Annotated in this window: 23 protein-coding genes and 4 tRNA genes; 22 read left to right on the top strand and 5 right to left on the bottom strand. The window is 55.8% G+C overall.

Features of this window, described 5'->3' with window-relative positions:
• Positions 1-4: 4 nt before the first annotated feature.
• The 16 genes from wzzE to FN037_RS23365 all read left to right on the top strand — a co-directional run bounded on the left by wzzE (position 5) and on the right by FN037_RS23365 (position 13,883).
• Positions 5-1,051 (top strand): ECA polysaccharide chain length modulation protein, encoded by a 1,047-nt coding sequence (gene wzzE / locus FN037_RS23440; RefSeq protein WP_138362071.1) that lies wholly within the window; start codon positions 5-7, stop codon positions 1,049-1,051.
• Between the two features lie 112 nt (positions 1,052-1,163).
• Positions 1,164-2,294, top strand: a complete 1,131-nt coding sequence (wecB, locus tag FN037_RS23435) for a non-hydrolyzing UDP-N-acetylglucosamine 2-epimerase (protein WP_142503268.1) — start codon at positions 1,164-1,166, stop codon at positions 2,292-2,294.
• Positions 2,291-3,553, top strand: coding sequence for a UDP-N-acetyl-D-mannosamine dehydrogenase (wecC, locus tag FN037_RS23430; protein ID WP_142503267.1), 1,263 nt, complete (start codon positions 2,291-2,293; stop codon positions 3,551-3,553). Before wecB ends, wecC begins: the two co-directional genes overlap by 4 nt.
• The gene (gene rffG / locus FN037_RS23425) at positions 3,550-4,617 is read left to right on the top strand and encodes a dTDP-glucose 4,6-dehydratase (protein WP_142503266.1); all 1,068 of its coding nucleotides are present in this window, start codon (positions 3,550-3,552) and stop codon (positions 4,615-4,617) included. The genes wecC and rffG overlap by 4 nt, the downstream gene beginning before the upstream one ends.
• Before the next feature lie 16 nt (positions 4,618-4,633).
• The gene (gene rfbA / locus FN037_RS23420) at positions 4,634-5,515 is read left to right on the top strand and encodes a glucose-1-phosphate thymidylyltransferase RfbA (RefSeq protein ID WP_138362075.1); all 882 of its coding nucleotides are present in this window, start codon (positions 4,634-4,636) and stop codon (positions 5,513-5,515) included.
• A complete protein-coding gene (rffC, locus tag FN037_RS23415; protein WP_142503265.1) occupies positions 5,493-6,167 on the top strand; it encodes a dTDP-4-amino-4,6-dideoxy-D-galactose acyltransferase in 675 nt (224 codons plus the stop codon). The genes rfbA and rffC overlap by 23 nt, the downstream gene beginning before the upstream one ends.
• A gap of 4 nt (positions 6,168-6,171) precedes the next feature.
• Positions 6,172-7,302, top strand: coding sequence for a dTDP-4-amino-4,6-dideoxygalactose transaminase (gene rffA, locus FN037_RS23410; RefSeq protein WP_138362129.1), 1,131 nt, complete (start codon positions 6,172-6,174; stop codon positions 7,300-7,302).
• A 1-nt stretch (position 7,303) separates the two neighbouring features.
• A complete protein-coding gene (gene wzxE, locus FN037_RS23405) occupies positions 7,304-8,554 on the top strand; it encodes a lipid III flippase WzxE (RefSeq protein ID WP_142503264.1) in 1,251 nt (416 codons plus the stop codon).
• A complete protein-coding gene (locus FN037_RS23400) occupies positions 8,551-9,630 on the top strand; it encodes a TDP-N-acetylfucosamine:lipid II N-acetylfucosaminyltransferase (protein ID WP_142503263.1) in 1,080 nt (359 codons plus the stop codon). Before wzxE ends, FN037_RS23400 begins: the two co-directional genes overlap by 4 nt.
• A complete protein-coding gene (wzyE, locus tag FN037_RS23395; RefSeq protein WP_142503262.1) occupies positions 9,627-10,973 on the top strand; it encodes an ECA oligosaccharide polymerase in 1,347 nt (448 codons plus the stop codon). The genes FN037_RS23400 and wzyE overlap by 4 nt, the downstream gene beginning before the upstream one ends.
• A 12-nt stretch (positions 10,974-10,985) precedes the next feature.
• Positions 10,986-11,726 carry a lipopolysaccharide N-acetylmannosaminouronosyltransferase gene (wecG, locus tag FN037_RS23390; protein ID WP_142503261.1) on the top strand — a complete coding sequence of 247 codons (741 nt, stop codon included), beginning with the start codon at positions 10,986-10,988 and terminating at the stop codon, positions 11,724-11,726.
• Positions 11,727-11,957: 231 nt separating this feature from the next.
• Positions 11,958-13,343: a bifunctional threonine/serine APC transporter ThrP gene (gene thrP, locus FN037_RS23385; RefSeq protein WP_138362081.1), complete on the top strand. Its 1,386-nt coding sequence runs from the start codon at positions 11,958-11,960 to the stop codon at positions 13,341-13,343.
• Positions 13,344-13,445: 102 nt separating this feature from the next.
• Positions 13,446-13,522 (top strand) — tRNA-Arg (locus tag FN037_RS23380).
• 55 nt (positions 13,523-13,577) lie between these two features.
• A tRNA-His gene (locus FN037_RS23375) sits at positions 13,578-13,653 on the top strand.
• A 22-nt stretch (positions 13,654-13,675) separates the two neighbouring features.
• A tRNA-Leu gene (locus FN037_RS23370) sits at positions 13,676-13,762 on the top strand.
• Positions 13,763-13,806: 44 nt separating this feature from the next.
• A tRNA-Pro gene (locus FN037_RS23365) sits at positions 13,807-13,883 on the top strand.
• Between the two features lie 487 nt (positions 13,884-14,370).
• Here the strand turns inward: FN037_RS23365 and hemY are convergent.
• The 4 genes from hemY to hemC are packed head-to-tail and all read right to left on the bottom strand — an operon-like array spanning position 14,371 to position 18,446.
• On the bottom strand, positions 14,371-15,567 hold the full coding sequence (hemY, locus tag FN037_RS23360) for a protoheme IX biogenesis protein HemY (protein WP_142503260.1): 1,197 nt from the start codon (positions 15,565-15,567) through the stop codon (positions 14,371-14,373).
• Between the two features lie 3 nt (positions 15,568-15,570).
• Positions 15,571-16,746 carry a uroporphyrinogen-III C-methyltransferase gene (gene hemX, locus FN037_RS23355; RefSeq protein WP_138362083.1) on the bottom strand — a complete coding sequence of 392 codons (1,176 nt, stop codon included), beginning with the start codon at positions 16,744-16,746 and terminating at the stop codon, positions 15,571-15,573.
• Positions 16,747-16,767: 21 nt separating this feature from the next.
• Positions 16,768-17,508, bottom strand: coding sequence for a uroporphyrinogen-III synthase (gene hemD, locus FN037_RS23350; RefSeq protein ID WP_138362084.1), 741 nt, complete (start codon positions 17,506-17,508; stop codon positions 16,768-16,770).
• Complete coding sequence (gene hemC, locus FN037_RS23345) at positions 17,505-18,446, bottom strand: hydroxymethylbilane synthase (protein WP_142503259.1); 942 nt, start codon at positions 18,444-18,446, stop codon at positions 17,505-17,507. Before hemC ends, hemD begins: the two co-directional genes overlap by 4 nt.
• Positions 18,447-18,793: 347 nt before the next feature.
• Here hemC and cyaA point away from each other — a divergent pair, with 347 nt between their 5' ends.
• A complete protein-coding gene (cyaA, locus tag FN037_RS23340; protein WP_138362086.1) occupies positions 18,794-21,343 on the top strand; it encodes a class I adenylate cyclase in 2,550 nt (849 codons plus the stop codon).
• Positions 21,344-21,412: 69 nt separating this feature from the next.
• Here the strand turns inward: cyaA and cyaY are convergent, their stop codons facing one another.
• Positions 21,413-21,733: an iron donor protein CyaY gene (gene cyaY / locus FN037_RS23335; protein WP_138362087.1), complete on the bottom strand. Its 321-nt coding sequence runs from the start codon at positions 21,731-21,733 to the stop codon at positions 21,413-21,415.
• A gap of 138 nt (positions 21,734-21,871) precedes the next feature.
• Between cyaY and lptM the strand changes: the two genes are divergently transcribed.
• The 5 genes from lptM to yigB are packed head-to-tail and all read left to right on the top strand — an operon-like array spanning position 21,872 to position 25,244.
• Positions 21,872-22,075, top strand: coding sequence for an LPS translocon maturation chaperone LptM (lptM, locus tag FN037_RS23330; protein WP_138362088.1), 204 nt, complete (start codon positions 21,872-21,874; stop codon positions 22,073-22,075).
• A gap of 25 nt (positions 22,076-22,100) precedes the next feature.
• Positions 22,101-22,925, top strand: a complete 825-nt coding sequence (gene dapF / locus FN037_RS23325; protein ID WP_138362130.1) for a diaminopimelate epimerase — start codon at positions 22,101-22,103, stop codon at positions 22,923-22,925.
• Complete coding sequence (locus FN037_RS23320) at positions 22,922-23,629, top strand: DUF484 domain-containing protein (RefSeq protein WP_138362089.1); 708 nt, start codon at positions 22,922-22,924, stop codon at positions 23,627-23,629. The genes dapF and FN037_RS23320 overlap by 4 nt, the downstream gene beginning before the upstream one ends.
• Positions 23,626-24,528: a tyrosine recombinase XerC gene (gene xerC / locus FN037_RS23315; protein WP_142503258.1), complete on the top strand. Its 903-nt coding sequence runs from the start codon at positions 23,626-23,628 to the stop codon at positions 24,526-24,528. Before FN037_RS23320 ends, xerC begins: the two co-directional genes overlap by 4 nt.
• Positions 24,528-25,244 (top strand): 5-amino-6-(5-phospho-D-ribitylamino)uracil phosphatase YigB, encoded by a 717-nt coding sequence (yigB, locus tag FN037_RS23310; protein ID WP_138362091.1) that lies wholly within the window; start codon positions 24,528-24,530, stop codon positions 25,242-25,244. The genes xerC and yigB overlap by 1 nt, the downstream gene beginning before the upstream one ends.
• The last annotated feature ends 19 nt before the right edge of the window (positions 25,245-25,263 follow it).

Below are 25,263 nucleotides of genomic sequence, written 5' to 3'. Positions count from 1 at the left end.
CCTGATGAGTCAACCATTACCGGGAGTTCGTGCAGTGAATGTTGAGAATGAACTGGATATTCGCGGGTTGTTTCGCGCCTTATGGTCAGGGAAAAGCTGGATAGCCGGTATCGCGGTGCTTTTTGCACTGATTGTTCTGGTTTATACCTTTTTTGCTCGCCAGGAGTGGAGCGCGACGGCGATTACCGATAGGCCAACGGTGAATATGCTGGGAGGGTACTATTCGCAACAGCAGTTCTTACGTAATCTTGATATCAAGGCCAATCTTGCTTCGGTCGATCAACCTTCGGTAATGGACGAAGCCTATAAAGAGTTCATTATGCAGCAGGCGTCATGGGATACTCGTCGTGACTTCTGGCTGCAGACTGACTACTACAAACAGCGCCAGTCGGGTAATGCTCGCGCCGACGCCGCACTGCTGGATGACCTGATTAACGATATTCAGTTTATACCGGGCGATGCGCAAAAAAACGTCAACGATAGCGTGAAGCTGACAGCCGAAACGGCACCGGATGCCAATAATCTGCTGCGACAGTATGTCGCTTTTGCCAGCCAGCGCGCGGCGGGGCATCTCAATGACGAGCTTAAAGGCGCCTGGGCTGCCCGCACCATACAGATGAAAGCGCAGGTGAAACGTCAGGAAGAGGTGGCGCGCGCGATTTTCAATCGCCGCATGCATAGCGTGGAACAGGCGCTGAAAGTTGCGCAGCAGCATAACATCTCCCGCAGTGAAACCGACGTTCCGCCAGACCAGTTGCCGGATTCTGAACTGTTTTTGCTGGGAAGGCCGATGCTGCAGGCGCGGCTGGAAAATCTACAGGCGGTGGGGCCGGAATACAGTCTGGATTATGATCAGAGCCGCGCCATGCTAACGACCTTAAACGTCGGGCCGACCCTGGACCCGCGTTTCCAGACTTACAGGTATCTGCGCACGCCTGAAGAGCCGGTAAAACGCGACAGCCCGCGTCGCGTGTTTCTGATGGTGATGTGGGGGATTGTGGGCGCGCTCATTGGCGCAGGCGTTGCGTTATCGCGTCGCCGTGTCCAGTGAATGCAGCCCGCAGTGAGACCTTGTTGATGTCGAGTTATCCCTCGTCGGCGATGCAGATGCTGCTTGAAAGACGACGAGTATCGCCTTTATCGCCTAATCGAAGAGAGTTGATGTGAAAGTACTAACGGTGTTTGGCACGAGACCAGAAGCCATAAAGATGGCGCCTCTGGTTCATGCGCTGGCAAAAGACCCTCATTTTGAGGCGAAAGTTTGCGTGACCGCGCAGCACAGGGAGATGCTCGATCAGGTATTAAAACTTTTTTCTATTGTTCCGGACTATGATCTGAACATTATGCAGCCAGGTCAGGGGCTGACGGAGATTACCTGTCGTATTCTTGAAGGCATGAAACCGGTACTGGAATCGTTCCGGCCAGATGTGGTGCTGGTGCATGGCGACACGACCACCACGATGGCGGCGAGCCTGGCTGCGTTCTATCAGCGAATTCCGGTGGGCCATGTGGAAGCCGGGCTGCGCACGGGCGATTTGAGCTCGCCGTGGCCGGAAGAGGGCAACCGGATGTTAACCGGGCGTCTGGCAACGTACCATTTTGCGCCGACGGAAACGTCACGACAGAATCTGCTGCAGGAGAATATCGCTGACAGCCGGATTACGGTCACCGGTAACACAGTTATTGACGCACTATTCTGGGTGCGTGACCAGGCATTGCGTGATGAAGCGTTGCGCAATGAGCTCGCCCAGCGTTACTCCTTCCTCTCTGATGGCAGGAAAATGATTCTGGTTACCGGGCATCGTCGGGAAAGTTTTGGCCGCGGCTTTGAGCAGATATGCCATGCGCTGGCGGAGATCGCCGCCAACAATCCGCATGTACAGATTGTCTATCCGGTGCATCTGAACCCGAACGTTAGCGAGCCGGTTAATCGTATTCTTGGCCACGTTGATAACGTCATGCTTATTGAACCGCAGGATTACCTGCCGTTCGTCTGGTTGATGAATCACGCATGGTTGATCCTGACCGACTCCGGCGGCATCCAGGAAGAGGCGCCATCGCTCGGGAAGCCGGTTCTGGTGATGCGTGACATGACCGAGCGCCCGGAAGCGGTCAGCGCCGGTACCGTGTGCCTGGTGGGCACCGATAGCCAGCGCATCGTTAATGAAGTCACGCGCTTACTGCAAGATGAGTCTGCGTATCAGGCCATGAGTCGGGCGCATAACCCGTACGGCGATGGACAGGCGTGTCATCGTATTTTGTCCGCACTAAAAAATAATCAGGTAACGTTATGAGTTTTTCTACCATTTCAGTGATTGGCCTTGGATATATTGGCCTGCCAACCGCTGCCGCGTTCGCCTCCCGGCAGAAGCGGGTGGTCGGCGTTGATATCAATCAACATGCCGTGGAGACCATTAATCGTGGTGAAATTCATATCGTGGAGCCGGATCTGGCGAGCGTTGTCAAAGAGGCGGTCGAGCAGGGTTATCTGAGCGCCACCACCGCGCCGGTGGAGGCTGACGCGTACCTTATTGCGGTACCGACGCCGTTTAAAGATCTGCATGAGCCGGATATGGTTTTCGTCGAATCGGCGGCGAAGTCTATCGCCCCGACGCTAAAGAAAGGTTCGCTGGTTATCCTCGAGTCCACGTCGCCGGTCGGCGCAACCGAGCAGATGGCGACCTGGCTGGCGGAGATGCGCCCTGATCTGAGCTTTCCGCAACAGGTTGGCGAAGCGGCTGATGTGAATATCGCCTACTGCCCGGAACGCGTTTTGCCGGGGCAGGTCATGGTTGAACTGATAAAAAATGACCGCGTGATCGGCGGGATGTCTCCCGTATGCTCGGCCCGCGCCAGCGAGCTGTATAAAATTTTCCTCGAAGGCGAATGCGTGGTGACTAACTCGCGCACCGCTGAGATGTGCAAGCTAACCGAAAACAGCTTCCGCGACGTCAATATCGCTTTCGCCAATGAACTTTCGTTGATTTGCGCCGATCAGGCGATTAACGTCTGGGAGCTGATTCGCCTGGCGAATCGTCACCCGCGCGTTAATATCCTGCAACCTGGTCCGGGCGTCGGCGGCCACTGCATTGCGGTCGATCCGTGGTTTATCGTAGCGCAAAATCCGCAGCAGGCGCGGCTGATCCGCACCGCGCGCGAGGTAAACGACCATAAACCGGAATGGGTTATCGATCAGGTTAAAACGCGGGTCGCCGACTGCCTCGCCGCCAGCAACAAACGCGCCAGCGAGCTGAAAATCGCCTGCTTTGGCCTTGCGTTTAAGCCCAATATTGATGATCTGCGCGAAAGCCCGGCAATGGCGATTGCCCGGCAAATCGCCCTTTGGCATGGCGGCGAAACCCTGGTTGTTGAGCCGAATATTCAGCAACTGCCGAACAAACTTGACGGCCTGTGCGCTCTGACGCCGCTGGACGAGGCGCTGGCGAGCGCCGATGTGCTGGTGATGCTGGTCGATCATAAAGAATTTAAAGCGATAAGCGGCGACAGCGTGAGTCAGCCGTTTATCGTCGACACCAAAGGGGTCTGGCGGTGAGAACGATTCTGGTCACCGGCGGGGCCGGGTTTATCGGTTCGGCGTTGGTGCGTGAAATCATCACGGCAACTGCCGATAAGGTCGTGGTGGTGGATAAGCTGACCTATGCCGGAAATCTGATGTCGCTGGCCCCTGTTGCTCAGGACCCGCGCTTTGCCTTTGAGCGGGTAGATATCTGCGATCGGCCAGCGCTGGATCGCGTATTTGGCCACTACCAGCCCGATATCGTGATGCACCTGGCGGCGGAAAGCCACGTCGATCGCTCTATTGATGGTCCGGCGGCATTTATTGAAACCAATATTATCGGCACCTGGACGCTGCTGGAAGCGGCGCGGGCGTACTGGAATGCGCAGGCGCCCGAAAAAAAAGCGGCTTTTCGCTTTCATCATATCTCGACGGATGAGGTCTACGGCGATCTGCACGATAGCGGCGGCTTATTTACCGAAAACACCCCCTATGCCCCCAGCAGTCCCTATTCCGCCTCAAAGGCCAGCAGCGATCATCTGGTTCGCGCCTGGAAGCGAACCTATGGCCTGCCGACGCTGGTGACTAACTGCTCGAATAACTACGGGCCGTATCATTTCCCGGAAAAGCTGATCCCGCTGACCATCCTCAACGCGCTGGCGGGCAAACCGCTGCCGGTTTATGGCAATGGCCAGCAAATTCGTGACTGGCTATACGTTGAAGATCACGCCAGGGCGCTTTATCGGGTGGCAACCTGCGGCGAGCCGGGCGAGACTTACAATATCGGCGGCCATAACGAGCGTAAGAATATCGAGGTGGTGGAAACCATTTGCGAGCTGTTGGAAACCCTGGCGCCGCACAAACCTGATGGTCTGGCGCACTATCGCGATCTCATCACCTTCGTTGCCGACCGTCCCGGGCACGACCTGCGTTACGCCATTGATGCGACGAAAATTGAACGCGAGCTGGGCTGGAGGCCGGACGAAACCTTTACCAGCGGTATGCGCAAAACCGTTCAGTGGTACCTGGAGAATAGAGCCTGGTGGCAGCAGGTTCTGGACGGTAGCTATCAAGGAGAACGCCTGGGCCTGCAAGCCTGAGCGTCTGAGGGGGAAGATGAAAGGTATTATTCTGGCTGGCGGCTCGGGTACTCGCCTGCATCCGATCACACGCGGCGTTTCGAAACAGCTGCTACCCATCTACGATAAGCCGATGATCTATTATCCGCTATCGGTACTGATGCTGGCCGGTATCCGCGAGGTGTTGATTATTACTACTCCGGATGACCAGCGTGATTTTCAGCGTCTGCTTGGCGATGGTTCGGAATTCGGCGTGCAGCTAAGCTACGCCGTCCAGCCGAGCCCGGATGGACTGGCGCAGGCCTTTATCATCGGCGAGGCGTTCCTTAACGGCGAGCCTTCGTGCCTGGTGCTGGGCGATAATATCTTTTTCGGCCAGGGCTTCAGTCCGAAACTGCGTAGCGTGGCGGCCCGGACTTCCGGGGCGACGGTATTTGGTTATCAGGTGATGGATCCTGAACGCTTTGGCGTGGTGGCGTTTGATGATGCGTTCCGTGCGATTTCGCTGGAAGAGAAGCCAAAAAAACCTGAATCCAACTGGGCGGTCACCGGCCTCTATTTTTACGACGGTAAAGTGGCGGAATACGCCAAACGGGTCAGACCCTCGGCGCGCGGCGAACTGGAGATCACCTCTATCAATCAAATGTATCTCGACGATGGCGCATTGACGGTTGAGCTGCTGGGCCGCGGTTTTGCCTGGCTGGATACCGGCACTCACGATAGCCTGATTGAGGCCAGCATGTTTGTGCAGACGGTTGAAAAGCGTCAGGGCTTCAAAATTGCCTGCCTGGAGGAGATCGCCTGGCGCAACGGCTGGCTGGATGACGACGGCGTGAAGCGCGCGGCGAAACGGCTGGAAAAAACCGGCTACGGCCAATACTTACTGGATCTTCTCCGTGCCCGTCCGCGCCAGTATTGAGCCCCTGGAGTGGGAAAACCGCTTCTTCGGCGTTAACAGCGCTATCCTGCGCTTTGCCGATGACGCGCCGCTGCTGACGACGGAAGCGCTGGCTGGCTGGTCGCGAGTGCAGGCCAAAGTCGCGGCGGATGATGTCGCACGGCTGGATGCGCTACAGGCGTCAGGCTTCCGGCTGGTAGAGGGCGAAGTCGATCTCGCGCTTACGCTTACGGCTTATGATGACGTTGGCGCTGAGAGGGCAACAGAAGCGGATATTCCCCGACTGCGCGAGCTGGCAGCTCAGGCTTTTGCTCAGAGTCGTTTTCGTGCGCCCTGGTACGCCCCTGACGCCAGCGAACGTTTCTATGCCCAGTGGATTGAAAACGCGGTACTGGGGATTTTCGATCACCAGTGCCTGATTTGTCGCGCACCTGATGGTGAGATCCGCGGGTTTGTCTCTCTGCGCCAGCTCAATGAGCAAGAGGCAAGAATAGGTCTGCTGGCCGGGCGCGGACAGGGCGCAACATTAATGCAGGCGGCGCAACGCTGGGCCGCGCTGCGCGGGCTGACGACGCTGCGGGTGGCGACCCAGATGGGCAACGTTGCCGCGCTTAAACGTTACATTCTCAGCGGTGCCAGTGTGGAAAGCACCGCGTACTGGTTATACAGGTGACATGATGATTCCATTTAACGCGCCGCCGGTGGTGGGAACCGAGCTTGATTATATGCAGTCAGCGATGGGAAGCGGCAAGCTATGCGGCGATGGCGGTTTTACCCGCCGCTGCCAGCAGTGGATGGAGCAGCGTTTTGCAACGGCAAAAGCGCTGCTGACGCCGTCCTGTACCGCGTCGCTGGAAATGGCGGCGCTGCTGCTGGATATCCAGCCGGGCGACGAAGTGATTATGCCGAGCTACACCTTTGTCTCCACCGCCAACGCCTTTGTACTGCGCGGGGCGAAGATCGTCTTTGTTGATATTCGTCGCGATACCATGAATATCGATGAAACGCTGATTGAGGCGGCAATCAGCGAAAAAACCCGCGCGATTGTGCCGGTCCACTATGCGGGCGTGGCCTGCGAGATGGACACCATCATGGCTATCGCCAGCAAACATAATCTGTTGGTGGTGGAGGATGCCGCTCAGGGGGTGATGTCCACTTATAAAGGCCGCGCGCTCGGCACCATCGGCCATATTGGCTGTTTCAGCTTCCATGAAACCAAAAACTACACCGCCGGCGGCGAGGGCGGGGCAACGCTGATTAACGATCGCAAGCTGGTGGAACGCGCGGAGATCATTCGCGAAAAAGGCACCAACCGTAGCCAGTTTTTTCGCGGTCTGGTGGATAAATACACCTGGCGCGATATTGGTTCCAGCTATCTGATGTCCGATTTACAGGCGGCCTATCTGTGGGCGCAGATGGAAGCGGCGGAGCGGATTAACCAGCAGCGCCTGGCGCTGTGGCAGAACTATTATGATGCCCTGTTGCCGCTGGCGCGCGCCGGGCGGATCGATCTGCCGGTCATTCCCGCCGATTGCGGACACAACGCGCATATGTTCTATATCAAACTGCGCGATATTGACGATCGCAGCAAGCTGATTGCCTGGCTGAAAGAGGCGGAGATTCTGGCGGTGTTCCACTATATCCCGCTGCATAGCTGCCCGGCAGGGGAGAACTTTGGCCGATTCCACGGTGAGGATCGCTACACCACCCGGGAGAGCGAACGCCTGTTGCGCCTGCCGTTATTCTATAATCTGTCGGGCGTAAACCAGCGCACGGTGATTAACTCGTTGCTGAGCTATTTCTCCTGATATGTCGCTGGCTAAAGCGTCTCTGTGGACCGCCGCGTCCACGATGGTCAAAATCGGCGCGGGTCTGCTGGTGGTTAAACTGCTGGCGGTCTCTTTCGGTCCGGCCGGAGTAGGTCAGGCGGGTAACTTCCGCCAGCTGGTGACCGTGCTTGGCGTGCTGGCGGGAGCCGGGATTTTTAACGGCGTGACTAAGCTGGTCGCCCAGCATCATGACGATCGCCAGCAGTTGAATCGCGTCGTCGGTACTTCATCAACGATGGTGCTGGGGTTCTCCACTCTGCTGGCGCTGATATTCCTGCTGGCGGCGGCGCCGATAAGTCAGGGGTTGTTCGGTCATCAGCATTATCAGAATCTGGTACGGCTGGTGGCGCTGGTGCAGATGGGCATTGCCTGGGCGAACTTCCTGCTGGCGTTGATGAAAGGGTTTCGTGATGCGGCGGCAAATGCGCTGTCGCTTATTGCCGGCAGCCTGATTGGCGTCGTGGCCTACTATATCTGCTACCGTTTCGGCGGCTATCAGGGGGCGCTGCTCGGCCTGGCGCTGGTGCCCGCGCTGGTGGTGGTTCCGGCGGCCATTGTGCTATGGCGGCGCGGCAATATTCCGCTGCGCGCGCTGCGCCCGCGTTGGGATAACGGCCTGGCGGGACAACTGTCGAAATTTACCCTGATGGCGCTGATGACTTCGGTGACGTTGCCTGTCGCCTATGTGATGATGCGTAATCTGCTGGCGGCTCATTATGGCTGGGACGCGGTGGGGATCTGGCAGGGCGTGAGCAGCATCTCCGACGCCTGGTTGCAGTTTATTACCGCTTCGTTTAGCGTGTACCTGCTGCCGACGCTCTCTCGTCTGAACGCGAAAGCGGATATCACTCGCGAGATTGGCAAATCGTTAAAATTTGTCCTTCCGGCGGTGGCGGCAGGCGGCTTAACCGTGTGGCTGCTGCGCGACTTCGCCATCTGGCTACTTTTTTCCGACCGTTTTACGGCGATGCGCGATCTGTTTGCCTGGCAACTGGTGGGCGATGTGCTGAAAGTCGGGGCCTATGTTTATGGTTATCTGGTGATCGCCAAAGCCTCGCTGCGTTTTTATATTCTGACGGAAATCAGCCAGTTCACGCTGTTGACCGCATTTTCGCACTGGCTTATCCCGGCGCACGGCGCCATCGGCGCGGCGCAGGCGTATATGGCCACTTATGTTGTTTATTTCGCCCTCTGTAGCGGCGTGTTTTTACTTTGGCGTAGACGGGCATGACTGCACTGATACATGTACTGGGATCGGATATTCCGCACCACAACCAGACCGTTCTGCGGTTTTTTAATGATGAACTGGCGGTCAACGACCAGCAGGCGCGCCTGTTTATGATCGTTGGTGATGGGAAAGCGGTTCGCGAAGCGTATCCCGCACTATCCATTACTGGTTATCCGGGGAAAAAATCGCTGGCGCAGGCGGTTATCGCTCTGGCGAAGGCGAACCGGCAGCAGCGCTTTTTCTTTCATGGCCAGTTCAATACTGGTCTGTGGCTGGCGCTGCTAAGCGGCGGGATCCGTCCGGCGCAGTTTAACTGGCATATCTGGGGCGCGGACCTGTATGAGAACGCCGCCAGCCTGAAATTCCGCCTGTTCTATCCGCTGCGGCGTATGGCGCAAAGGCGAGTCGGCCGCGTATTTGCGACTCGCGGCGATCTGAGCTGGTTCACCGCCAGACATCCGGGCGTGCCCGGCGAGTTGCTCTACTTCCCGACCCGTATGGATCCGACGCTTAATGCGTTCGCCGATAGTTCCCCGCGCGGCGATACGTTGTCTATTCTGGTGGGCAATTCCGGCGATCGCAGCAACGAGCATATCGCCGCGCTGCGCGCGATCCACCAGCAGTTTGGCGATACGGTGAACGTGGTTGTGCCAATGGGATATCCGGCCAATAATCGTGACTACATCAACGAAGTTCGCGAGGCCGGAGCGGCGCTGTTTAGCCCGCAGCATCTCCAGGTGCTGAGCGATAAGCTGGGGTTCGATGATTACCTCGCCCTGCTGCGTCGTTGCGATCTTGGCTACTTTCTGTTTGCCCGCCAGCAGGGTATCGGTACGCTGTGCCTGCTGATTCAGGCCGGGATCCCCTGCGTTCTCAACCGGGAGAATCCCTTCTGGCAGGATATGTCGGAACAGCATATTCCGGTACTCTTTACCGGCGACCCGCTGGATACGGCTGTCGTGCGCGAAGCGCAGCGCCAGTTAGCCGCTGTGGATAAAAATCAGATCGCCTTCTTCCGTCCGAATTATCTGGCGGGATGGCGACGGGCATTGCGGATTGCCGCGGGGGTGGGCGAATGACATTAATGCAATTTTGCGGGCTGTTGATCGTCTGGCTGCTCTCGACGCTGTTTATCACCACCGTCACTTACTTTGAATTCCGCCGCGTGCGCTTTAACTTTAACGTCTTTTTTTCGTTGCTGTTCCTGCTGACCTTCTTCTTCGGCTTCCCGCTGACCAGCATTCTGGTGTTCCGCTTCGGGGTGGCGGTGGCTCCGCCGGAAATTCTGCTGCAGACCCTGCTGGTCTCGGTCTGCTTTTACGCGGTGTACTACGTCACCTATAAAACGTGCCTGCGCCCGGCGGCCAGGGAACGTCAGCATCGCCCGCTGTACACCATGAACCGCGTGGAGACGCACCTGACCTGGGGCATTTTACTGGGGATTGCGTTGCTCTGCCTGGGGATTTTCTTTGCGCACAACGGTTTCCTGCTATTCAGACTCAACGCCTATAGCCAGATCTTCTCCAGCGAAGTCTCCGGGGTGGCGCTAAAGCGCTTTTTCTACTTTTTCATCCCGGCGATGCTGGTGGTTTATTTTCTGCGTCAGAGTTATAAGGCGTGGCTATTCTTTCTCATCAGCACCGTCGCGTTTGGCTTGCTGACCTACGTTATCGTCGGCGGCACCCGGGCGAACATTATCATCGCCTTCGCCATTTTTCTGTTTATCGGCATTATTCGCGGCTGGATCAGCCTGTGGATGCTGGCGGTGGCGGGCGTGCTGGGCATTGTCGGTATGTTCTGGCTGGCGCTTAAGCGTTATGGCATGAACGTCAGCGGCGATGAGGCGTTTTATACGTTCCTCTATCTGACCCGCGATACCTTCTCGCCGTGGGAAAACCTGGCTTTATTGCTGCAAAACTACGACAAGATTGCGTTCCAGGGGCTGGCGCCAATGGTGCGGGATTTTTACGTTTTTATCCCCAGCTGGCTATGGCACGGTCGTCCGGGCATGGTGCTCAATACTGCCAACTATTTCACCTGGGAAGTGCTGAATAACCATTCCGGTCTGGCGATTTCGCCGACCCTGATTGGGTCGCTGGTGGTGATGGGCGGCATCTGGTTTGTGCCGTTGGGGGCGGTGGTGGTCGGGCTGATCATTAAATGGTTTGACTGGCTGTATGAGCTTGGCAACCGGGAGAGTAACCGTTATAAAGCGGCGATACTGCACAGTTTCTGTTTTGGCGCGATCTTCAACATGATCGTGCTGGCGCGCGAAGGGCTGGATGCGTTCGGTTCCCGCGTGGTTTTTTTCCTCGTTATCTTTGGCATCTGCTTACTGGCGGCAAAACTGCTGTACTGGTTCCTGGATAGCGTAGGGCTGATTCATAAGCGGATTAAGCCGCTGACGCAACCTCAAGTCTGATAAAGGGTGTACATGACTGAGACGACATCCGCGCCGTTGTACCTGCTGAGAGGGTTGCAACTCATTGGTTGGCGCGATATTCAACACGCTCTGGATTATCTGTACGCTGACGGCGAGATCCGCAAAGGTACGCTGGTGGCGATTAATGCAGAGAAGATGCTGGCGGTAGAAGACAATCCCGACGTTCGGGCGCTCATTGCAGATGCGGAGTTTAAATACGCGGATGGCATCAGCGTGGTGCGTTCAATACGAAAAAAATATCCTCAGGCGCGGGTATCGCGCGTCGCCGGGGCCGATTTATGGGAAGCGCTGATGGCGCGCGCGGGCGCGCAGGGTACGCCAGTGTTTCTGATTGGCGGCAAGTCAGAGGTGCTGGCGCAGACTGAGCAACAGCTTCGCCAGCGCTGGAAGGTGAATATTGTCGGTAGTCAGGATGGTTATTTCCCCGCCGATCAGCGTCAGGCGCTGTTTGAGCGCATTCGCGAGAGCGGGGCAAAAATCGTCACCGTGGCGATGGGCTCGCCGCGTCAGGAGATCCTGATGCGCGATTGCCGGAACGTTTATCCGCAGGCGCTGTATATGGGGGTCGGTGGGACCTACGATGTCTTTACCGGCCATGTTCAGCGGGCGCCTAAATTCTGGCAGGACCTGGGGCTGGAGTGGTTTTACCGCCTGATTTCGCAGCCGAGCCGGATAAAAAGGCAGGCTCGCCTTCTGCGCTATTTATGCTGGTATTATACCAATAAGCTTTGATATTCCACTGCACTTTCGCGGATTTTGCTGGGTATTCTGTGTAATGTATTCACTCACCTGATACTTTATTTGCCATTTCGCTAAAATTCATTAACCATTCGCAAGCTTAATACGCGACGGGTAAGTATTACCGTCGTGTTGGCAGGGTATGACTTCATAAAAATAACCGGCATATACACACCACAGCTTGCGGTGCGCTAAAACCGGAGCAGGGCAAATACAAGAGGCTATATGACTGAGAAAAAAGCGGAACTTCAGCGAGGACTGGAGGCGCGACATATTGAGCTAATCGCACTTGGCGGCACGATTGGCGTGGGATTATTTATGGGAGCAGGAAGTACGCTGAAGTGGGCCGGGCCTTCGGTTCTGCTGGCGTATATTATCGCCGGCCTGTTTGTCTTTTTTATCATGCGTTCGATGGGCGAAATGCTGTTTCTTGAGCCGGTAACCGGTTCATTCGCCGTTTACGCTCATCGCTATATGAGCCCGTTTTTCGGCTATCTCACCGCCTGGTCCTACTGGTTTATGTGGATGGCGGTTGGGATATCAGAGATTACGGCGATCGGGGTCTATGTCCAGTTCTGGTTCCCGGAAATGGCTCAGTGGATACCGGCGCTGATTGCAGTTGGCCTGGTCGCGTTGGCGAATCTGGCGGCGGTACGACTGTATGGCGAAATTGAATTCTGGTTCGCGATGATTAAAGTCACTACTATTATCGTGATGATCGTGGTTGGGCTGGGCGTTATTTTCTTTGGCTTTGGCAACGGTGGACACTCCCTTGGCTTTGGCAATCTGACCGCGCATGGCGGTTTCTTCGCTGGCGGCTGGAAGGGCTTCCTGACGGCGCTGTGTATTGTTGTCGCGTCCTATCAGGGCGTTGAGCTTATCGGTATCACCGCCGGTGAAGCGAAGAATCCGCAGGTCACTCTGCGCAGCGCGGTAGGCAAGGTGCTGTGGCGAATCCTGATTTTCTATGTCGGCGCGATTTTTGTTATCGTCACGATTTTCCCCTGGGATCAGATTGGCTCGAACGGCAGTCCGTTTGTGCTGACTTTTGCCAAAATTGGTATCACGGCGGCGGCGGGCATTATCAATTTTGTGGTGCTGACGGCAGCGCTTTCCGGCTGTAACAGCGGAATGTATAGCTGCGGACGTATGCTTTACGCGCTGGCCAGAAACCGCCAGTTGCCTGCGGCGATCGCTAAAGTCTCGCGTAACGGTGTGCCGTCGGTGGGCGTGGCGTTGTCAATAGTGATTCTGTTGGGCGGTTCGTGCCTGAACTACATTATTCCCAACCCGCAGCGGGTTTTCGTCTACGTTTACAGCGCCAGCGTATTGCCGGGTATGGTACCGTGGTTTGTGATCCTGATTAGCCAGTTGCGTTTTCGTCTGGTGCACAAAGAAGCGATGGCCAGTCATCCGTTTCGCTCGCTGTTTTTCCCGTGGGTGAACTATTTAACCATGGCATTCCTGGTTTGCGTGCTGGCAGGTATGGGATTTAACGACGATACGCGTATGTCGCTCTTTGTCGGGATGATTTTTCTGGCTGCCGTGACGTTTATTTATAAGGCGTTTGGCCTTGGGCGGCGCGGAAATGTTGATGATGTGACGGAATAAGCGACAAAACGCACAAAGCATAACCAAACGATCATTTTCTTTTAAAAGGCACTAGACAGCGGGGGAGGAAGTCCGTATTATCCGACCCCGCAACGGCGCTAAGCGCCCGTAGCTCAGCTGGATAGAGCGCTGCCCTCCGGAGGCAGAGGTCTCAGGTTCGAATCCTGTCGGGCGCACCATTCACCCGGTGCTGGAGCTGCGGTGGTTTCAATACCGCGTAAAAGATTTACAGTGGTGGCTATAGCTCAGTTGGTAGAGCCCTGGATTGTGATTCCAGTTGTCGTGGGTTCGAATCCCATTAGCCACCCCATTATTTAGAAAGTTGTGATATTGCGAAGGTGGCGGAATTGGTAGACGCGCTAGCTTCAGGTGTTAGTGTTCTTACGGACGTGGGGGTTCAAGTCCCCCCCCTCGCACCACGACTTTATAAAGAGTTGAACTAAAAATTCAAAAAGCAGTACATCGGCGAGTAGCGCAGCTTGGTAGCGCAACTGGTTTGGGACCAGTGGGTCGGAGGTTCGAATCCTCTCTCGCCGACCAATTTTGAACCCCGCTCCGGCGGGGTTTTTTGTTTTCTGATTTTGCAGAAAATGTTTCTCTTTCTGATTCCGCTAGAAAATATCCTGCCGATCGCGATGCGACTTATTGTCCAGAATACTCCCAATTCCTTATGCGGATAGATGCATTTTCTACAGGTCTTGTGCGATAATCGCCGGGTAGATGCTCATTCCACCTCTTATGTTCGCCTCAGGGCCTCATAAACTCAGGAATGATGCAGAGCCGTTTACGGTGCTTATCGTCCACTGACAGATGTCGCGTTTTTCGCCTCATCAAACACCATGGACACGACGTTGAGTGAAGCACCCAATTGTTGTCAAATAGATCTGTTTTAACGCCTGCTCTGGTTTCAGGGCAGGCGTTTTTTTATGGGGACGCGGAAGAGAACTGCCGGATGGCGGTTTCGCCTTATCCGGCTTACGGTGACCTGGTAGGCCCGGTAAGCGTAGCGCCACCGGGCAATGGGAAATTACTGCGGAGGATTGTTTTGCAGCGTCAGCAACAGGCCATCGCGGCGCATCGACGCGGCTTCTTCTGGCTGATGCAACCGGTCGAGGGTATCGGCAAGCCATGCGTAATCAAACGCATCCGGGCGCTGCTTGAGCGCGGCGCGGAACGCTACGCTGGCTTCCTGCCACTCGCCGTGACGCATGAGCGATTGCCCCAGCGTGCTCCACAGCAGCGGACGATCGCCGACCGTTTTAAGCTGCTGACGCAGTACTTTCTCTAATTGCTCCGGGTTATTGGTTTTCAGCCGCGGAACAGGCATCACCAGACGGTCGTCATAGTGCTTTTTCAGGCCATTAATAATAATTTGCTGAGCAGTGTCATGGTCGTCGCTTTCGATAAGCCGCTCGGCCATTGCCACCTGTAGCGTCACCTGGTTGCGGGTTTTACGGCTCTGATTTTTCCACCAGTCGCGCAAGCCTTCGCTGCCGCCGTCGGCCAGGGCTTTATCCATCAAACCAATCCACGCCATCTGTTCCAGTTCAGCACGATGCTCTTCATCGCTGACGTTAGCTTTTGCCATCGACGGGATGATATCCAGCAGCGAATTCCAGGCTCCGGTGCGGATGTAGGCCTGCTCAGCCAGCCGCAGTACTTCCGGATGACGCGGCGTGATCTCCAGCAGCTTGTCGATGCCGTGACGGGCGGCGTGGTTTTCATTACGCGCCAGCTGCAGGCGGACACGGGTAATTTCGACCGGGATCAGATCGTCGCCAGTCAGTTCGGTTGCGCGATCCAGATGCTGGTTCGCGCGGGCTTCATCTCCACGCTGCTGGGCCGCTTCCGCCGCCAGCAGGTAATTCACCACAGGCTGTTCCGCGTGATCGGCATTTTTCGCCATCAGTTTTTCAACCTGTTGATAATCGCCTTCCGCCAGTTTTAGCAACGCCTGCTCGGTTTGTTTGCGCGCACGGCGGCGCTTGCGGCCCACGAACCAGCCGCGGGTATGCGCACCGGTACGGAAAATACGCCGCAGCAACCATTCAATGGCAAACAACACCACCATGGTGAGGATCATGATAATCGCTAACCCGGTAACGCTGGTTTCAATGTTGTAATTATCCGTCTGGATCAGGACGTAACCCTGATGGCCGGCGATCATCGGGCCGACAACGATCCCGGCAATCAACAGCGCGAAGAGTAAGAGGATTTTCAGCATGCGTTACTCTCCTTGTGGCGCAGGTGCTGGCGCGGGGGCTGGCGTCGGGACGCTGGTCGGTGCTTCGGCCGGTTGCGCCATCAGGTTACGTACCCGCGTTTGCATAAGTTTCTCAAGCAGCGCCTGGCTCTGCAGGCTTTCCGGTACGTTCATGGTGATGCTTTGCTGGCTGAGCTTATCGATATCCTCAAGGAAAGCTTTAGTGGTCGCGTCGTCAGTATCGTAGTAGGCACGAACCCAGGTTGAGACGTTATCCAGCGCCTGCTTGTAGGTTTCTTCCTGATGGCGCGGTACCGCCTGCGCCGCAACGAGCAGCCGGGAGCGAATATTTTCGCGCAGGTAGACGTCCTGATTAGGGGCCAGCAGCGGTACGGCGGTTTCGTCACGGCGGCGGACGGTAATAAAGCTGTCCATAAAGTTCTGCCAGCTTTTTTGCAGATTGACTCGCCACTCGCTAATGGAGCTGGATAGTTCATCACTATCGGAATCCATTGGGGAGTCATCGTCGTTATTGTCCGCCAGACGTAAATTATCGACCTGGTTAGCGAGCTGGTTTACTTTCAGGATGATGCCGTCATAGTCCACCTGGTTAACGGCGGCAAGGGAGGCGATATCGTTAGTGATGGCGCGGCGAGCGCTAATCAGGCTCGGATCGTTCATATCCGCGAGGCTGGCGTCGGCGCTCTTCAGTAGCGCGGCGGCGGTTGTCACGTCCTGATCGCTCCACAGCTTACGCCCGGCCAGTTTCACCAGGAAATCGGCCTGGGCCAGCAGCCAGGTTTTGGTATCGCTACCGGAAATCACGGCGACTTTTTGCTGCACTTCATCCAGCTTCTTTGCCAGCGAATCTTGCTGCTGCCGCGCTTCCGTCAGCTGGTCGGCCTGCTGCTTAATAATGCTTTCAAGTTCGCTTTTTTGGCTTTCCTGCGCTTTTTGCAGCGCGGCGATCTGGCTGGATAGCCCGGCGCTGGTTTCGCTCTGGCGGGTCGCCTGGGTTTTCGTCAGGCCGTAAAGGCCGACGCCAGCAGCGAGGGCGATAGCGACGGCTATCGCACTCAGGGCGAGACTGACTTTACTGCCGCCACTTTTCTTTTCTACGCTATTTTCTGGCTGTGGTCTCTTTTCCACGGCCTCCCTGGTCTCTTCAACCACGGCGGATTGATTCTGTTGTTCCGTCATTATGGCTTCCAATGTTGAGAGTTATTGTAATGCGCGTAGCAGCGCATCGTTGTCGGCGCTATCGGCAACCTGGATATCCTGCCAGCCCAGTTCCCTGGCCTGTTCGGCCAGGCGTTCACTGACAACTAAAATGCGACAGCTAAGGAGCCAATGTTCACGATACCACTGCGGTATGAGCGTCCAGAGCTGCTGCAGCATCTCGCCGCTGGTAACCACCAGCGTCGACACCCCGCGAGACTGCCAGCGCATTGCTTCTTCTGCGCCATCATAGTGCCTTGCACTACGTTGATAACATTCACAAAAAGTGACATGCGCTCCGCGTTCACGGAGAGTGTCACCGAGTAGTTCCCGTCCGCCGTTTCCACGAAGGATGACGGCTTTTTTACCCGCAATATTTTGTAATTCAGGTAATTGTAGCAAGACTTCGCTGATTTCCCGATCTAACGGATAGCGAATATCATGACTGCTGACTTTGTGCAGGGCCAGCGCGGTAGTGCGACCAATTGCAAAATAATCGGGTGCAGAGGGCCAGAGCCCCCCCTGTTGCTGGAGGTGAGAATGAGCAAACTCAACGGCGTGCTGTGAGAGCGCGAAGAGTAAGTCACCCGCCTCAAGACTTGCCAGCTTGCCGCCCAGTTCCCGGAGCTGGCGACCCGGCGTAAACTCAATGAGTGGAAAGCTCCACGCCACGCGTCCCAGCGCGCGCAGGCGGCTAACTAACTCTTCGCCTTGCGGTAGCGGACGGGTGACCAGGATACTCATTGCGGTGCTTCTCCTGCGTAAACGACGGCGAGAATGTCACGAGCGCCATTTTCCAGAAGCTCTTCGGCAAGGGAGACGCCGAGGGTTTCGGCATCTTGCGGTCGACCGCGCCGCTCGCCGCGTACTACCTGCGAGCCATCCGGCATGCCGACTAGCGCGCGTAGCCACAGCTCGCCGTCGATAAGCTCGGCGTAGCTGCCGATAGGCACCTGGCAACCACCTTCAAGACGGGTATTCATTGCTCGTTCTGCCCGCACGCGTATTGCCGTTTCCGTATGGTTGAGCGGCGCCAGCAACGCTTTTGTCCATTCGTCATCAAGGCGACATTCGATACCGACTGCGCCCTGACCGACAGCCGGTAGCGACTGTTCCGGCGTCAACGGTTGACGAATACGCTCCTCCAGCTTCAGGCGTTTAAGCCCGGCAGCAGCAAGAATAATGGCGTCATACTCACCGCTATCGAGTTTCCCCAGACGCGTGCCCACATTGCCGCGCAGGGAACGGATCGTCAGATCCGGCCGCTCCGCAGCCAACTGGCACTGACGGCGCAAACTTGAGGTGCCCACGATGCTGCCATGCGGCAGCTCATCAAGGGAAGCATAGTGATTCGAGACAAATGCATCGCGCGGATCTTCCCGTTCGCAGATAGTAACCAGCCCCAGTCCTGCGGGAAATTCTACCGGCACATCCTTCATGGAATGGACGGCAATATCGGCGCGTCCTTCCAGCATAGCCAGTTCCAGCTCTTTCACAAACAGACCCTTGCCACCTACTTTTGCAAGAGGGGTATCAAGGATCACGTCACCGCGGGTGACCATTGGCACCAGTTCAACGGAAAGCCCCGGATGGCAGGACTCCAGACGTTCTTTCACATAATGTGCTTGCCATAGCGCAAGCGGGCTTTGCCGTGTGGCAATTCTCAAAACTTTGTCTAACATGCTTGTTACCGTCATCGTCGACCACTGACCATCCTAACATTGTTGTCTTAGGGATGTTAGTTTTGTGGCGTAAGGGGCGCGGCCATCTTTTTTTAGTCTTTCATGCGTTTGCTGGTTGCCACATACGTAGCGAAGAATTTACATGTAGTAAAGGGTGCTACACTGGTATGTAGCGCATCTTTCTTTACGGTCAATCCGCAAGGTGTTAGATTGATCACGTTTTAAACCATTTGTCAGTCCGCAGTTCATCACAACCCCACCGACGACGAATGGTGACGGTTTTTGTTGAAATACTGAAACTCTCCGTACTATTGTACGTCGGGTTTTTGAACATCAGGCGATATGTCTTGTACCTCTATATTGAGACACTGAAACAGAGACTGGATGCCATCAACCAATTGCGCGTGGATCGCGCCCTTGCTGCTATGGGACCTGCTTTCCAGCAGGTTTACAGTCTACTGCCGACACTATTACATTATCATCATCCGCTGATGCCGGGTTACCTTGACGGTAACGTTCCCCGCGGCATTTGCCTCTACACGCCTGATGAAACCCAACGCCACTACCTTGACGAACTTGAACTCCATCGTGGCATGCTGGCCCAGGAACCGCCGAAAGGCGAACTGCCGATTACCGGCCTCTACTCCATGGGCAGTACTTCTTCCGTCGGTCAAAGCTGTTCTTCCGACCTTGATATCTGGGTTTGCCACCAGTCCTGGCTGGATAACGAAGAGCGCCAGTTGCTACAGCGTAAATGCAGCCTGCTGGAAAGTTGGGCGGCGTCGCTGGGGGTTGAGGTGAGTTTCTTCCTGATCGACGAAAACCGCTTCCGCCATAATGAAAGCGGTAGTCTGGGAGGGGAAGACTGCGGTTCCACCCAGCATATTCTGCTGCTGGATGAGTTTTATCGCACCGCAGTGCGCCTTGCCGGGAAGCGTATATTGTGGAATATGGTGCCATGCGAGGAAGAAGAGCATTACGACGATTACGTCATGAGCCTCTATGCGCAGGGGGTGCTGACGCCAAATGAATGGCTGGATCTCGGTGGCCTGAGTTCGCTGTCGGCGGAAGAGTACTTCGGCGCCAGCCTCTGGCAGTTGTATAAAAGCATCGACTCGCCCTATAAGGCGGTGCTGAAGACGCTGCTGCTGGAAGCGTACTCCTGGGAATATCCCAATAACCGCTTGTTGGCGAAAGATATCAAGCAACGTCTGCATGATGGTGAGATCGTGTCATTTGGCCTCGATCCTTACTGCATGATGCTGGAGCGTGTGACGCTCTATCTGCAGGCCATTGAAGACGAAACGCGCCTCGATCTGGTGCGTCGATGTTTCTACCTGAAAGTTTGCGAGAAGCTGAGCCGGGAGCGCGCCTGCGTCGGCTGGCGTCGCGAAGTGCTGAGTCAGCTGGTGAACGAATGGGGCTGGGATGACAAGCGTTTAATGATGCTCGACAATCGGGCTAACTGGAAAATTGACGAAGTACGCAAAGCGCATAACGAGTTGCTTGATGCGATGATGCAGAGCTATCGTAATCTGATTCGTTTTGCGCGGCGCAATAACCTGAGCGTTTCCGCCAGCCCGCAGGATATCGGCGTACTGACGCGCAAACTGTATGCTGCATTTGAAGCGTTGCCGGGCAAAGTAACGCTGGTGAACCCGCAAATTTCGCCGGATTTATCTGAGCCTAATCTGACCTTTATCCACGTGCCGCCGGGCCGGGCCAACCGCACCGGTTGGTATATCTATAACCGCGCGCCGGATATGGATTCAATCATCAGTCATCAGCCGCTGGAATATAACCGTTATCTTAATAAACTGGTGGCCTGGGCCTGGTTTAACGGCCTCCTGACGTCGCGAACTCGCCTGTTTATTAAGGGCAACAGTATTGTCGATCTGGCGAAATTGCAGGAGATGGTGGCCGATGTGTCGCACCATTTCCCGCTGCGCCTGCCTTCTCCGACGCCGAAAGCGTTGTACAGCCCATGCGAAATTCGTCATCTGGCGATTATCGTCAACCTGGAATATGACCCGACGGTCGCGTTTCGCAACCAGGTGGTGCATTTCGACTTCCGCAAGCTGGATGTTTTCAGCTTCGGCGAAGAGCAAAAATGCCTGATTGGCAGTGTTGATCTGCTCTATCGTAATTCGTGGAATGAAGTCCGAACCCTGCACTTCAACGGCGAGCAGGCGATGATTGAAGCGCTGAAAACCATTCTTGGTAAAATGCATCAGGACGCCGCGCCGCCGGATAGCGTCGAAGTGTTCTGCTATAGCCAACATCTGCGTGGATTAATTCGTACCCGCGTGCAGCAGATGGTTTCCGAGTGTATCGAGCTGCGTCTTTCCAGCACCCGCCAGGATACCGGTCGCTTTAAAGCGCTGCGTGTTTCCGGGCAGACCTGGGGATTGTTCTTCGAGCGTCTTAATGTCTCGGTACAGAAGCTGGAGAACGCTATTGAGTTTTATGGCGCTATTTCGCATAACAAACTGCATGGGCTGTCGGTACAGGTGGAGACCAACCACGTCAGGCTACCGCAGGTGGTGGATGGTTTTGCCAGCGAAGGGATTATTCAGTTTTTCTTTGAAGATGCGGATAACGACAGCGGGTTTAACATCTATATTCTTGATGAGAGCAACCGCGCAGAGGTCTACCACCATTGTGAAGGCAGTAAAGAAGATCTGGTGCGCGATGTTAGCCGCTTCTACTCGTCATCGCACGATCGCTTTACCTATGGTTCCAGCTTTATTAACTTTAACCTGCCGCAGTTCTACCAGATTGTCGACATCGATGGCCGGGAGCAGGTGATTCCGTTCCGCAGCCAGGTGATTGCCGCCGCGACCATTCCTGCAAGTCAGGATCCTGCAACGCCGCAGATGTTGCAGCACTACTCCTGAATCCGTCTGGTCGCACAAGCCCGGATAAGACATTAGCCGCAATCCGGGAAAATTACATCGCGCGCGCCGTTAGCGAAAATTCACCGTTTCGCCAGCCTGATTTGTCGCCGCTTGCTCCAGCAGATCCCAGAAGGTTTCGCCGCTGCGGTCGCAGATCCACTCATCATCTTTTAAGTCGAAATGGTAGCCGCCTTGTTTGGTCGCCAGCCACACCTGATGCAACGGCTCCTGACGGTTGATAATGATTTTGCTGCCGTTTTCAAAACTGATAGTCAGCACGCCGCCGTTGATTTCACAGTCGATATCGCTGTCGCCATCCCAGTCGTCCAGACGTTCTTCGATGGTCATCCACAGGGTATCGGCCAGGCGATGGAATTCACTGTCGTTCATGGTTCTGTCCCGCTTTTTTGATCGTGGCGGCAGTATACCGCGAAACAAAAGCGCGCGCAGTGGGATGCTAAACGCTTGCTTTTACGTCTTCTCCTGCGATGATAGAAAGCAGAAAGAATGAATGACGGGCAACTATCCATGAAAAACGTTTTCCCTGTGCTTGCCGTTTTAGTTGCGGCCTGCAGCCTCGCTGGCTGTGGCCTGAAAGGGCCGCTGTATTTCCCACCAGCGGAAAAAACGGCATCTCCGCCAACCAAACCGGTTGATAGCGGTATTCAGAGCTCTACGCCGGATCGAAACGATCGCGGCGATAGCGATGGCCCGACTCAAGTGAATTACTGACAGTTCCGCGTAGCTGGAGTAGATGATGCAGTTCTCTAAAATGCATGGCCTTGGCAACGACTTTATGGTTGTTGACGCGGTAACACAAAATGTTTTCTTCTCACCGGAACTGATTCGCCGCCTGGCGGATCGGCATCTTGGCGTGGGGTTTGATCAACTGCTGATTGTTGAGCCGCCTTACGATCCTGAGCTTGATTTTCATTATCGTATCTTCAACGCCGACGGTAGCGAAGTGGCCCAGTGTGGTAACGGTGCGCGCTGTTTTGCCCGTTTTGTGCGTCTGAAAGGCCTGACCAATAAACGTGACATCCGCGTCAGCACGTCGAATGGCCGTATGCTATTAAGCGTAACGGAAGATGATCTGGTGCGCGTCAATATGGGCGAACCGAACTTCGAGCCGTCGCAGGTGCCATTCCGCGCAAACAAAGCGGAAAAGACCTATATTATGCGTGCCGCGGAACAGACAGTATTGTGCGGCGTGGTGTCAATGGGTAACCCACACTGCGTTATTGAGGTCGATGATGTGGAAACCGCGATGGTGGAAACGCTTGGCCCGGTGATGGAAAACCACGAACGTTTTCCGGAACGGGCGAACATCGGCTTTATGCAGGTGGTCAGCCGTTCCCATATCCGTCTGCGCGTGTACGAGCGCGGCGCGGGTGAAACGCAGGCCTGCGGAAGCGGCGCCTGTGCGGCAGTGGCGATAGGGATCCAGCAGGGATTACTGGGCGAAGAGGTACGGGTGGAGTTACCCGGCGGGCGTCTTGATATCGCCTGGAAAGGCCCGGGTCAACCGTTATTTATGACTGGCCCGGCGGCACATGTCTATGACGGATTTATTCATTTATGAAACAAATCGGGGAAGAACAGCAGGAAATCACCAGTGAGCTCAACGATCGCGCAGTGGTGGATTATCTGTTGCAACATCCTGAATTCTTTATTCGTAATGCGGCGCTGGTGGAGCACATGTCTGTTCCACATCCGGTGCGTGGTTCGGTCTCGCTGGTGGAATGGCATATGGCGCGGGCGCGGAATCATATCAATGTGCTGGAAGAGAACATGACGCTGTTAATGGAGCAGGCAACGGCTAACGAAAGCCTGTTTCAGCGCCTGTTTCATCTGCAAACGCGTCTGGCGGCGGCTGACAGCCTTGATGAAATGCTCAACCGGTTGCATCGCTGGGCGCGCGAACTGGGGCTGGCGGGGGCGACGGTGCGCCTGTTTCCCGATAGCTGGCGCCTTGGCGCACCATCCAAATTTACCCATCTGGCGATAAACCGTCAGGCGTTTGAATCCATACGCATCCAGCGTCTTGGGCAGCAACGGCATTATCTTGGCCCTTTAAATGGTCCGGAACTGCTGGTGGTGTTGCCGGAAGCGAAAGCCGTTGGCTCGGTGGCGATGTCGCTGCTGGGTGGCGATGAAGCGCCAGGCGTGATGTTGTTCAGCAGTCGCGATCCTCAGCACTATCAGCAAGGGCAGGGTACACAGCTGCTGCAGGAAATTGCGGCCATGCTCCCGGGCTTACTGGAGCGCTGGATTGAACGCGCATGACCGACTCACCTCTGTACGAATCCGTCGCGCGTTTTTTACGCTATCTCGGCGTAGAGCGCCAGCTTAGCCCGATAACGCTGCTGAACTACCGGCGTCAACTGGATGTGCTTATCGCGCTGGCGGAAAGCGCCGGGCTTAAAAGCTGGCGGCAGTGCGATGCCGCTCAGGTTCGCAGCCTGGCGACACGTAGTCGTCGTCAGGGACTGGGGCCAGCCAGTCTGGCGTTACGTCTCTCCGCTTTACGCAGCTTCTTTGACTGGCTGGTGAGCCAGGGCGAACTGGCGGCTAACCCGGCGAAGGGCATTTCCGCGCCGAAAACGCCACGCCATTTACCGAAAAATATCGACGTAGACGATGTTAACCGGCTGCTGGATATCGATCTTAACGATCCGCTGGCGGTGCGCGACCGGGCGATGCTGGAAGTGATGTACGGCGCGGGGCTGCGTCTTTCGGAACTGATCAATCTCGATATCAGGCATCTTGACCTGGAATCTGGCGAAGTGTGGGTAACGGGGAAAGGCAGTAAAGAGCGCCGCCTGCCGATTGGCCGCAATGCGGTGCTATGGATTGAGCACTGGCTCGATCTGCGCGGCCTGTTCGGTACGGATGATGACGCCCTGTTCCTCTCTAAACTGGGCAAGCGTATTTCAGCACGTAACGTGCAGAAACGCTTTGCCGAATGGGGCATTAAACAAGGTCTGAATAGCCACGTACATCCGCATAAACTGCGCCACTCATTCGCCACCCATATGCTGGAATCGAGTGGCGATCTGCGCGGGGTGCAAGAGCTGTTGGGCCATGCCAACCTCTCCACCACCCAAATCTATACCCATCTTGATTTTCAACACCTTGCCGCAGTGTACGATGCGGCGCATCCGCGTGCCAAACGGGGGAAATAATGCGTTTTTACCGGCCTCTGGGCCAGATTTCAGCACTGACGTTTGACCTGGACGATACCCTTTATGACAACCGCCCGGTGATTGACCGGACCCTGCATGAGTCGCTGAGCTTTGTGCGCAGCTATCACCCCCTGCTGAGCAAATTTGACGCCAGCCAGTTGAACCAACTGCGCCAGACGCTGCTGGCATCAGAGCCGGATATTTACCATGATGTCACCGAGTGGCGGCGGCGCGCACTGGAGCTGGGGATGCGCAATGTTGGGCTTTCTGCGGCGCAGGCGAAAGCGGGAGCGGATCAAGCGATGGCTAACTTTGCCCACTGGCGCAGCATGATTGATGTTCCGCAAGAGACGCATGATACGCTGGCGAAGCTGGCTGAAAAGTGGCCGCTGGTGGCGATTACCAACGGTAATGCTCAGCCGGAGCTCTTTGGGCTGAGCGACTACTTCCGCTTTGTGCTGCGCGCGGGCCCGGATGGGCGTTCTAAACCGTTTGCCGATATGTATCACCTGGCGGCGCAGCGGCTGGAACTGCCGCTGGAGCAGATTTTGCACGTTGGCGATGATTTGACTACCGATGTGGCCGGGTCGGTTCGCTGCGGAATGCAGGCATGCTGGATCAGGCCGCTGGACGCAGATCTGATGCATACCCCCGACAGCCGCCTGCTGCCGCACATCGAAATTTCACGGTTGGCATCTCTGACCTCGCTGATATAATCACCAGTAACTCTGTATA

It is taken from the genome of Klebsiella sp. 2680 (genome assembly GCF_900198535.1).
Classification (GTDB): Bacteria; Pseudomonadota; Gammaproteobacteria; order Enterobacterales; family Enterobacteriaceae; genus Klebsiella; species Klebsiella indica.
This window is presented reverse-complemented; position numbering and strand designations above follow the sequence as displayed.

Excerpts from the sequence above, each read along its gene's own strand:
- hemC (WP_142503259.1), bottom strand. The coding sequence starts at position 18,446 with ATGTTAGACAAAGTTTTGAGAATTGCCACACGGCAAAGCCCGCTTGCG.
- wzzE (WP_138362071.1), top strand. The coding sequence starts at position 5 with ATGAGTCAACCATTACCGGGAGTTCGTGCAGTGAATGTTGAGAATGAA.
- wzxE (WP_142503264.1), top strand. The coding sequence starts at position 7,304 with ATGTCGCTGGCTAAAGCGTCTCTGTGGACCGCCGCGTCCACGATGGTC.
- thrP (WP_138362081.1), top strand. The coding sequence starts at position 11,958 with ATGACTGAGAAAAAAGCGGAACTTCAGCGAGGACTGGAGGCGCGACAT.
- rffA (WP_138362129.1), top strand. The coding sequence starts at position 6,172 with ATGATTCCATTTAACGCGCCGCCGGTGGTGGGAACCGAGCTTGATTAT.
- FN037_RS23320 (WP_138362089.1), top strand. The coding sequence starts at position 22,922 with ATGAAACAAATCGGGGAAGAACAGCAGGAAATCACCAGTGAGCTCAAC.
- hemY (WP_142503260.1), bottom strand. The coding sequence starts at position 15,567 with ATGCTGAAAATCCTCTTACTCTTCGCGCTGTTGATTGCCGGGATCGTT.
- wecG (WP_142503261.1), top strand. The coding sequence starts at position 10,986 with ATGACTGAGACGACATCCGCGCCGTTGTACCTGCTGAGAGGGTTGCAA.
- wecC (WP_142503267.1), top strand. The coding sequence starts at position 2,291 with ATGAGTTTTTCTACCATTTCAGTGATTGGCCTTGGATATATTGGCCTG.
- yigB (WP_138362091.1), top strand. The coding sequence starts at position 24,528 with ATGCGTTTTTACCGGCCTCTGGGCCAGATTTCAGCACTGACGTTTGAC.
- dapF (WP_138362130.1), top strand. The coding sequence starts at position 22,101 with ATGCAGTTCTCTAAAATGCATGGCCTTGGCAACGACTTTATGGTTGTT.
- FN037_RS23400 (WP_142503263.1), top strand. The coding sequence starts at position 8,551 with ATGACTGCACTGATACATGTACTGGGATCGGATATTCCGCACCACAAC.
- wzyE (WP_142503262.1), top strand. The coding sequence starts at position 9,627 with ATGACATTAATGCAATTTTGCGGGCTGTTGATCGTCTGGCTGCTCTCG.
- lptM (WP_138362088.1), top strand. The coding sequence starts at position 21,872 with ATGAAAAACGTTTTCCCTGTGCTTGCCGTTTTAGTTGCGGCCTGCAGC.
- hemX (WP_138362083.1), bottom strand. The coding sequence starts at position 16,746 with ATGACGGAACAACAGAATCAATCCGCCGTGGTTGAAGAGACCAGGGAG.
- hemD (WP_138362084.1), bottom strand. The coding sequence starts at position 17,508 with ATGAGTATCCTGGTCACCCGTCCGCTACCGCAAGGCGAAGAGTTAGTT.
- cyaY (WP_138362087.1), bottom strand. The coding sequence starts at position 21,733 with ATGAACGACAGTGAATTCCATCGCCTGGCCGATACCCTGTGGATGACC.
- xerC (WP_142503258.1), top strand. The coding sequence starts at position 23,626 with ATGACCGACTCACCTCTGTACGAATCCGTCGCGCGTTTTTTACGCTAT.
- rfbA (WP_138362075.1), top strand. The coding sequence starts at position 4,634 with ATGAAAGGTATTATTCTGGCTGGCGGCTCGGGTACTCGCCTGCATCCG.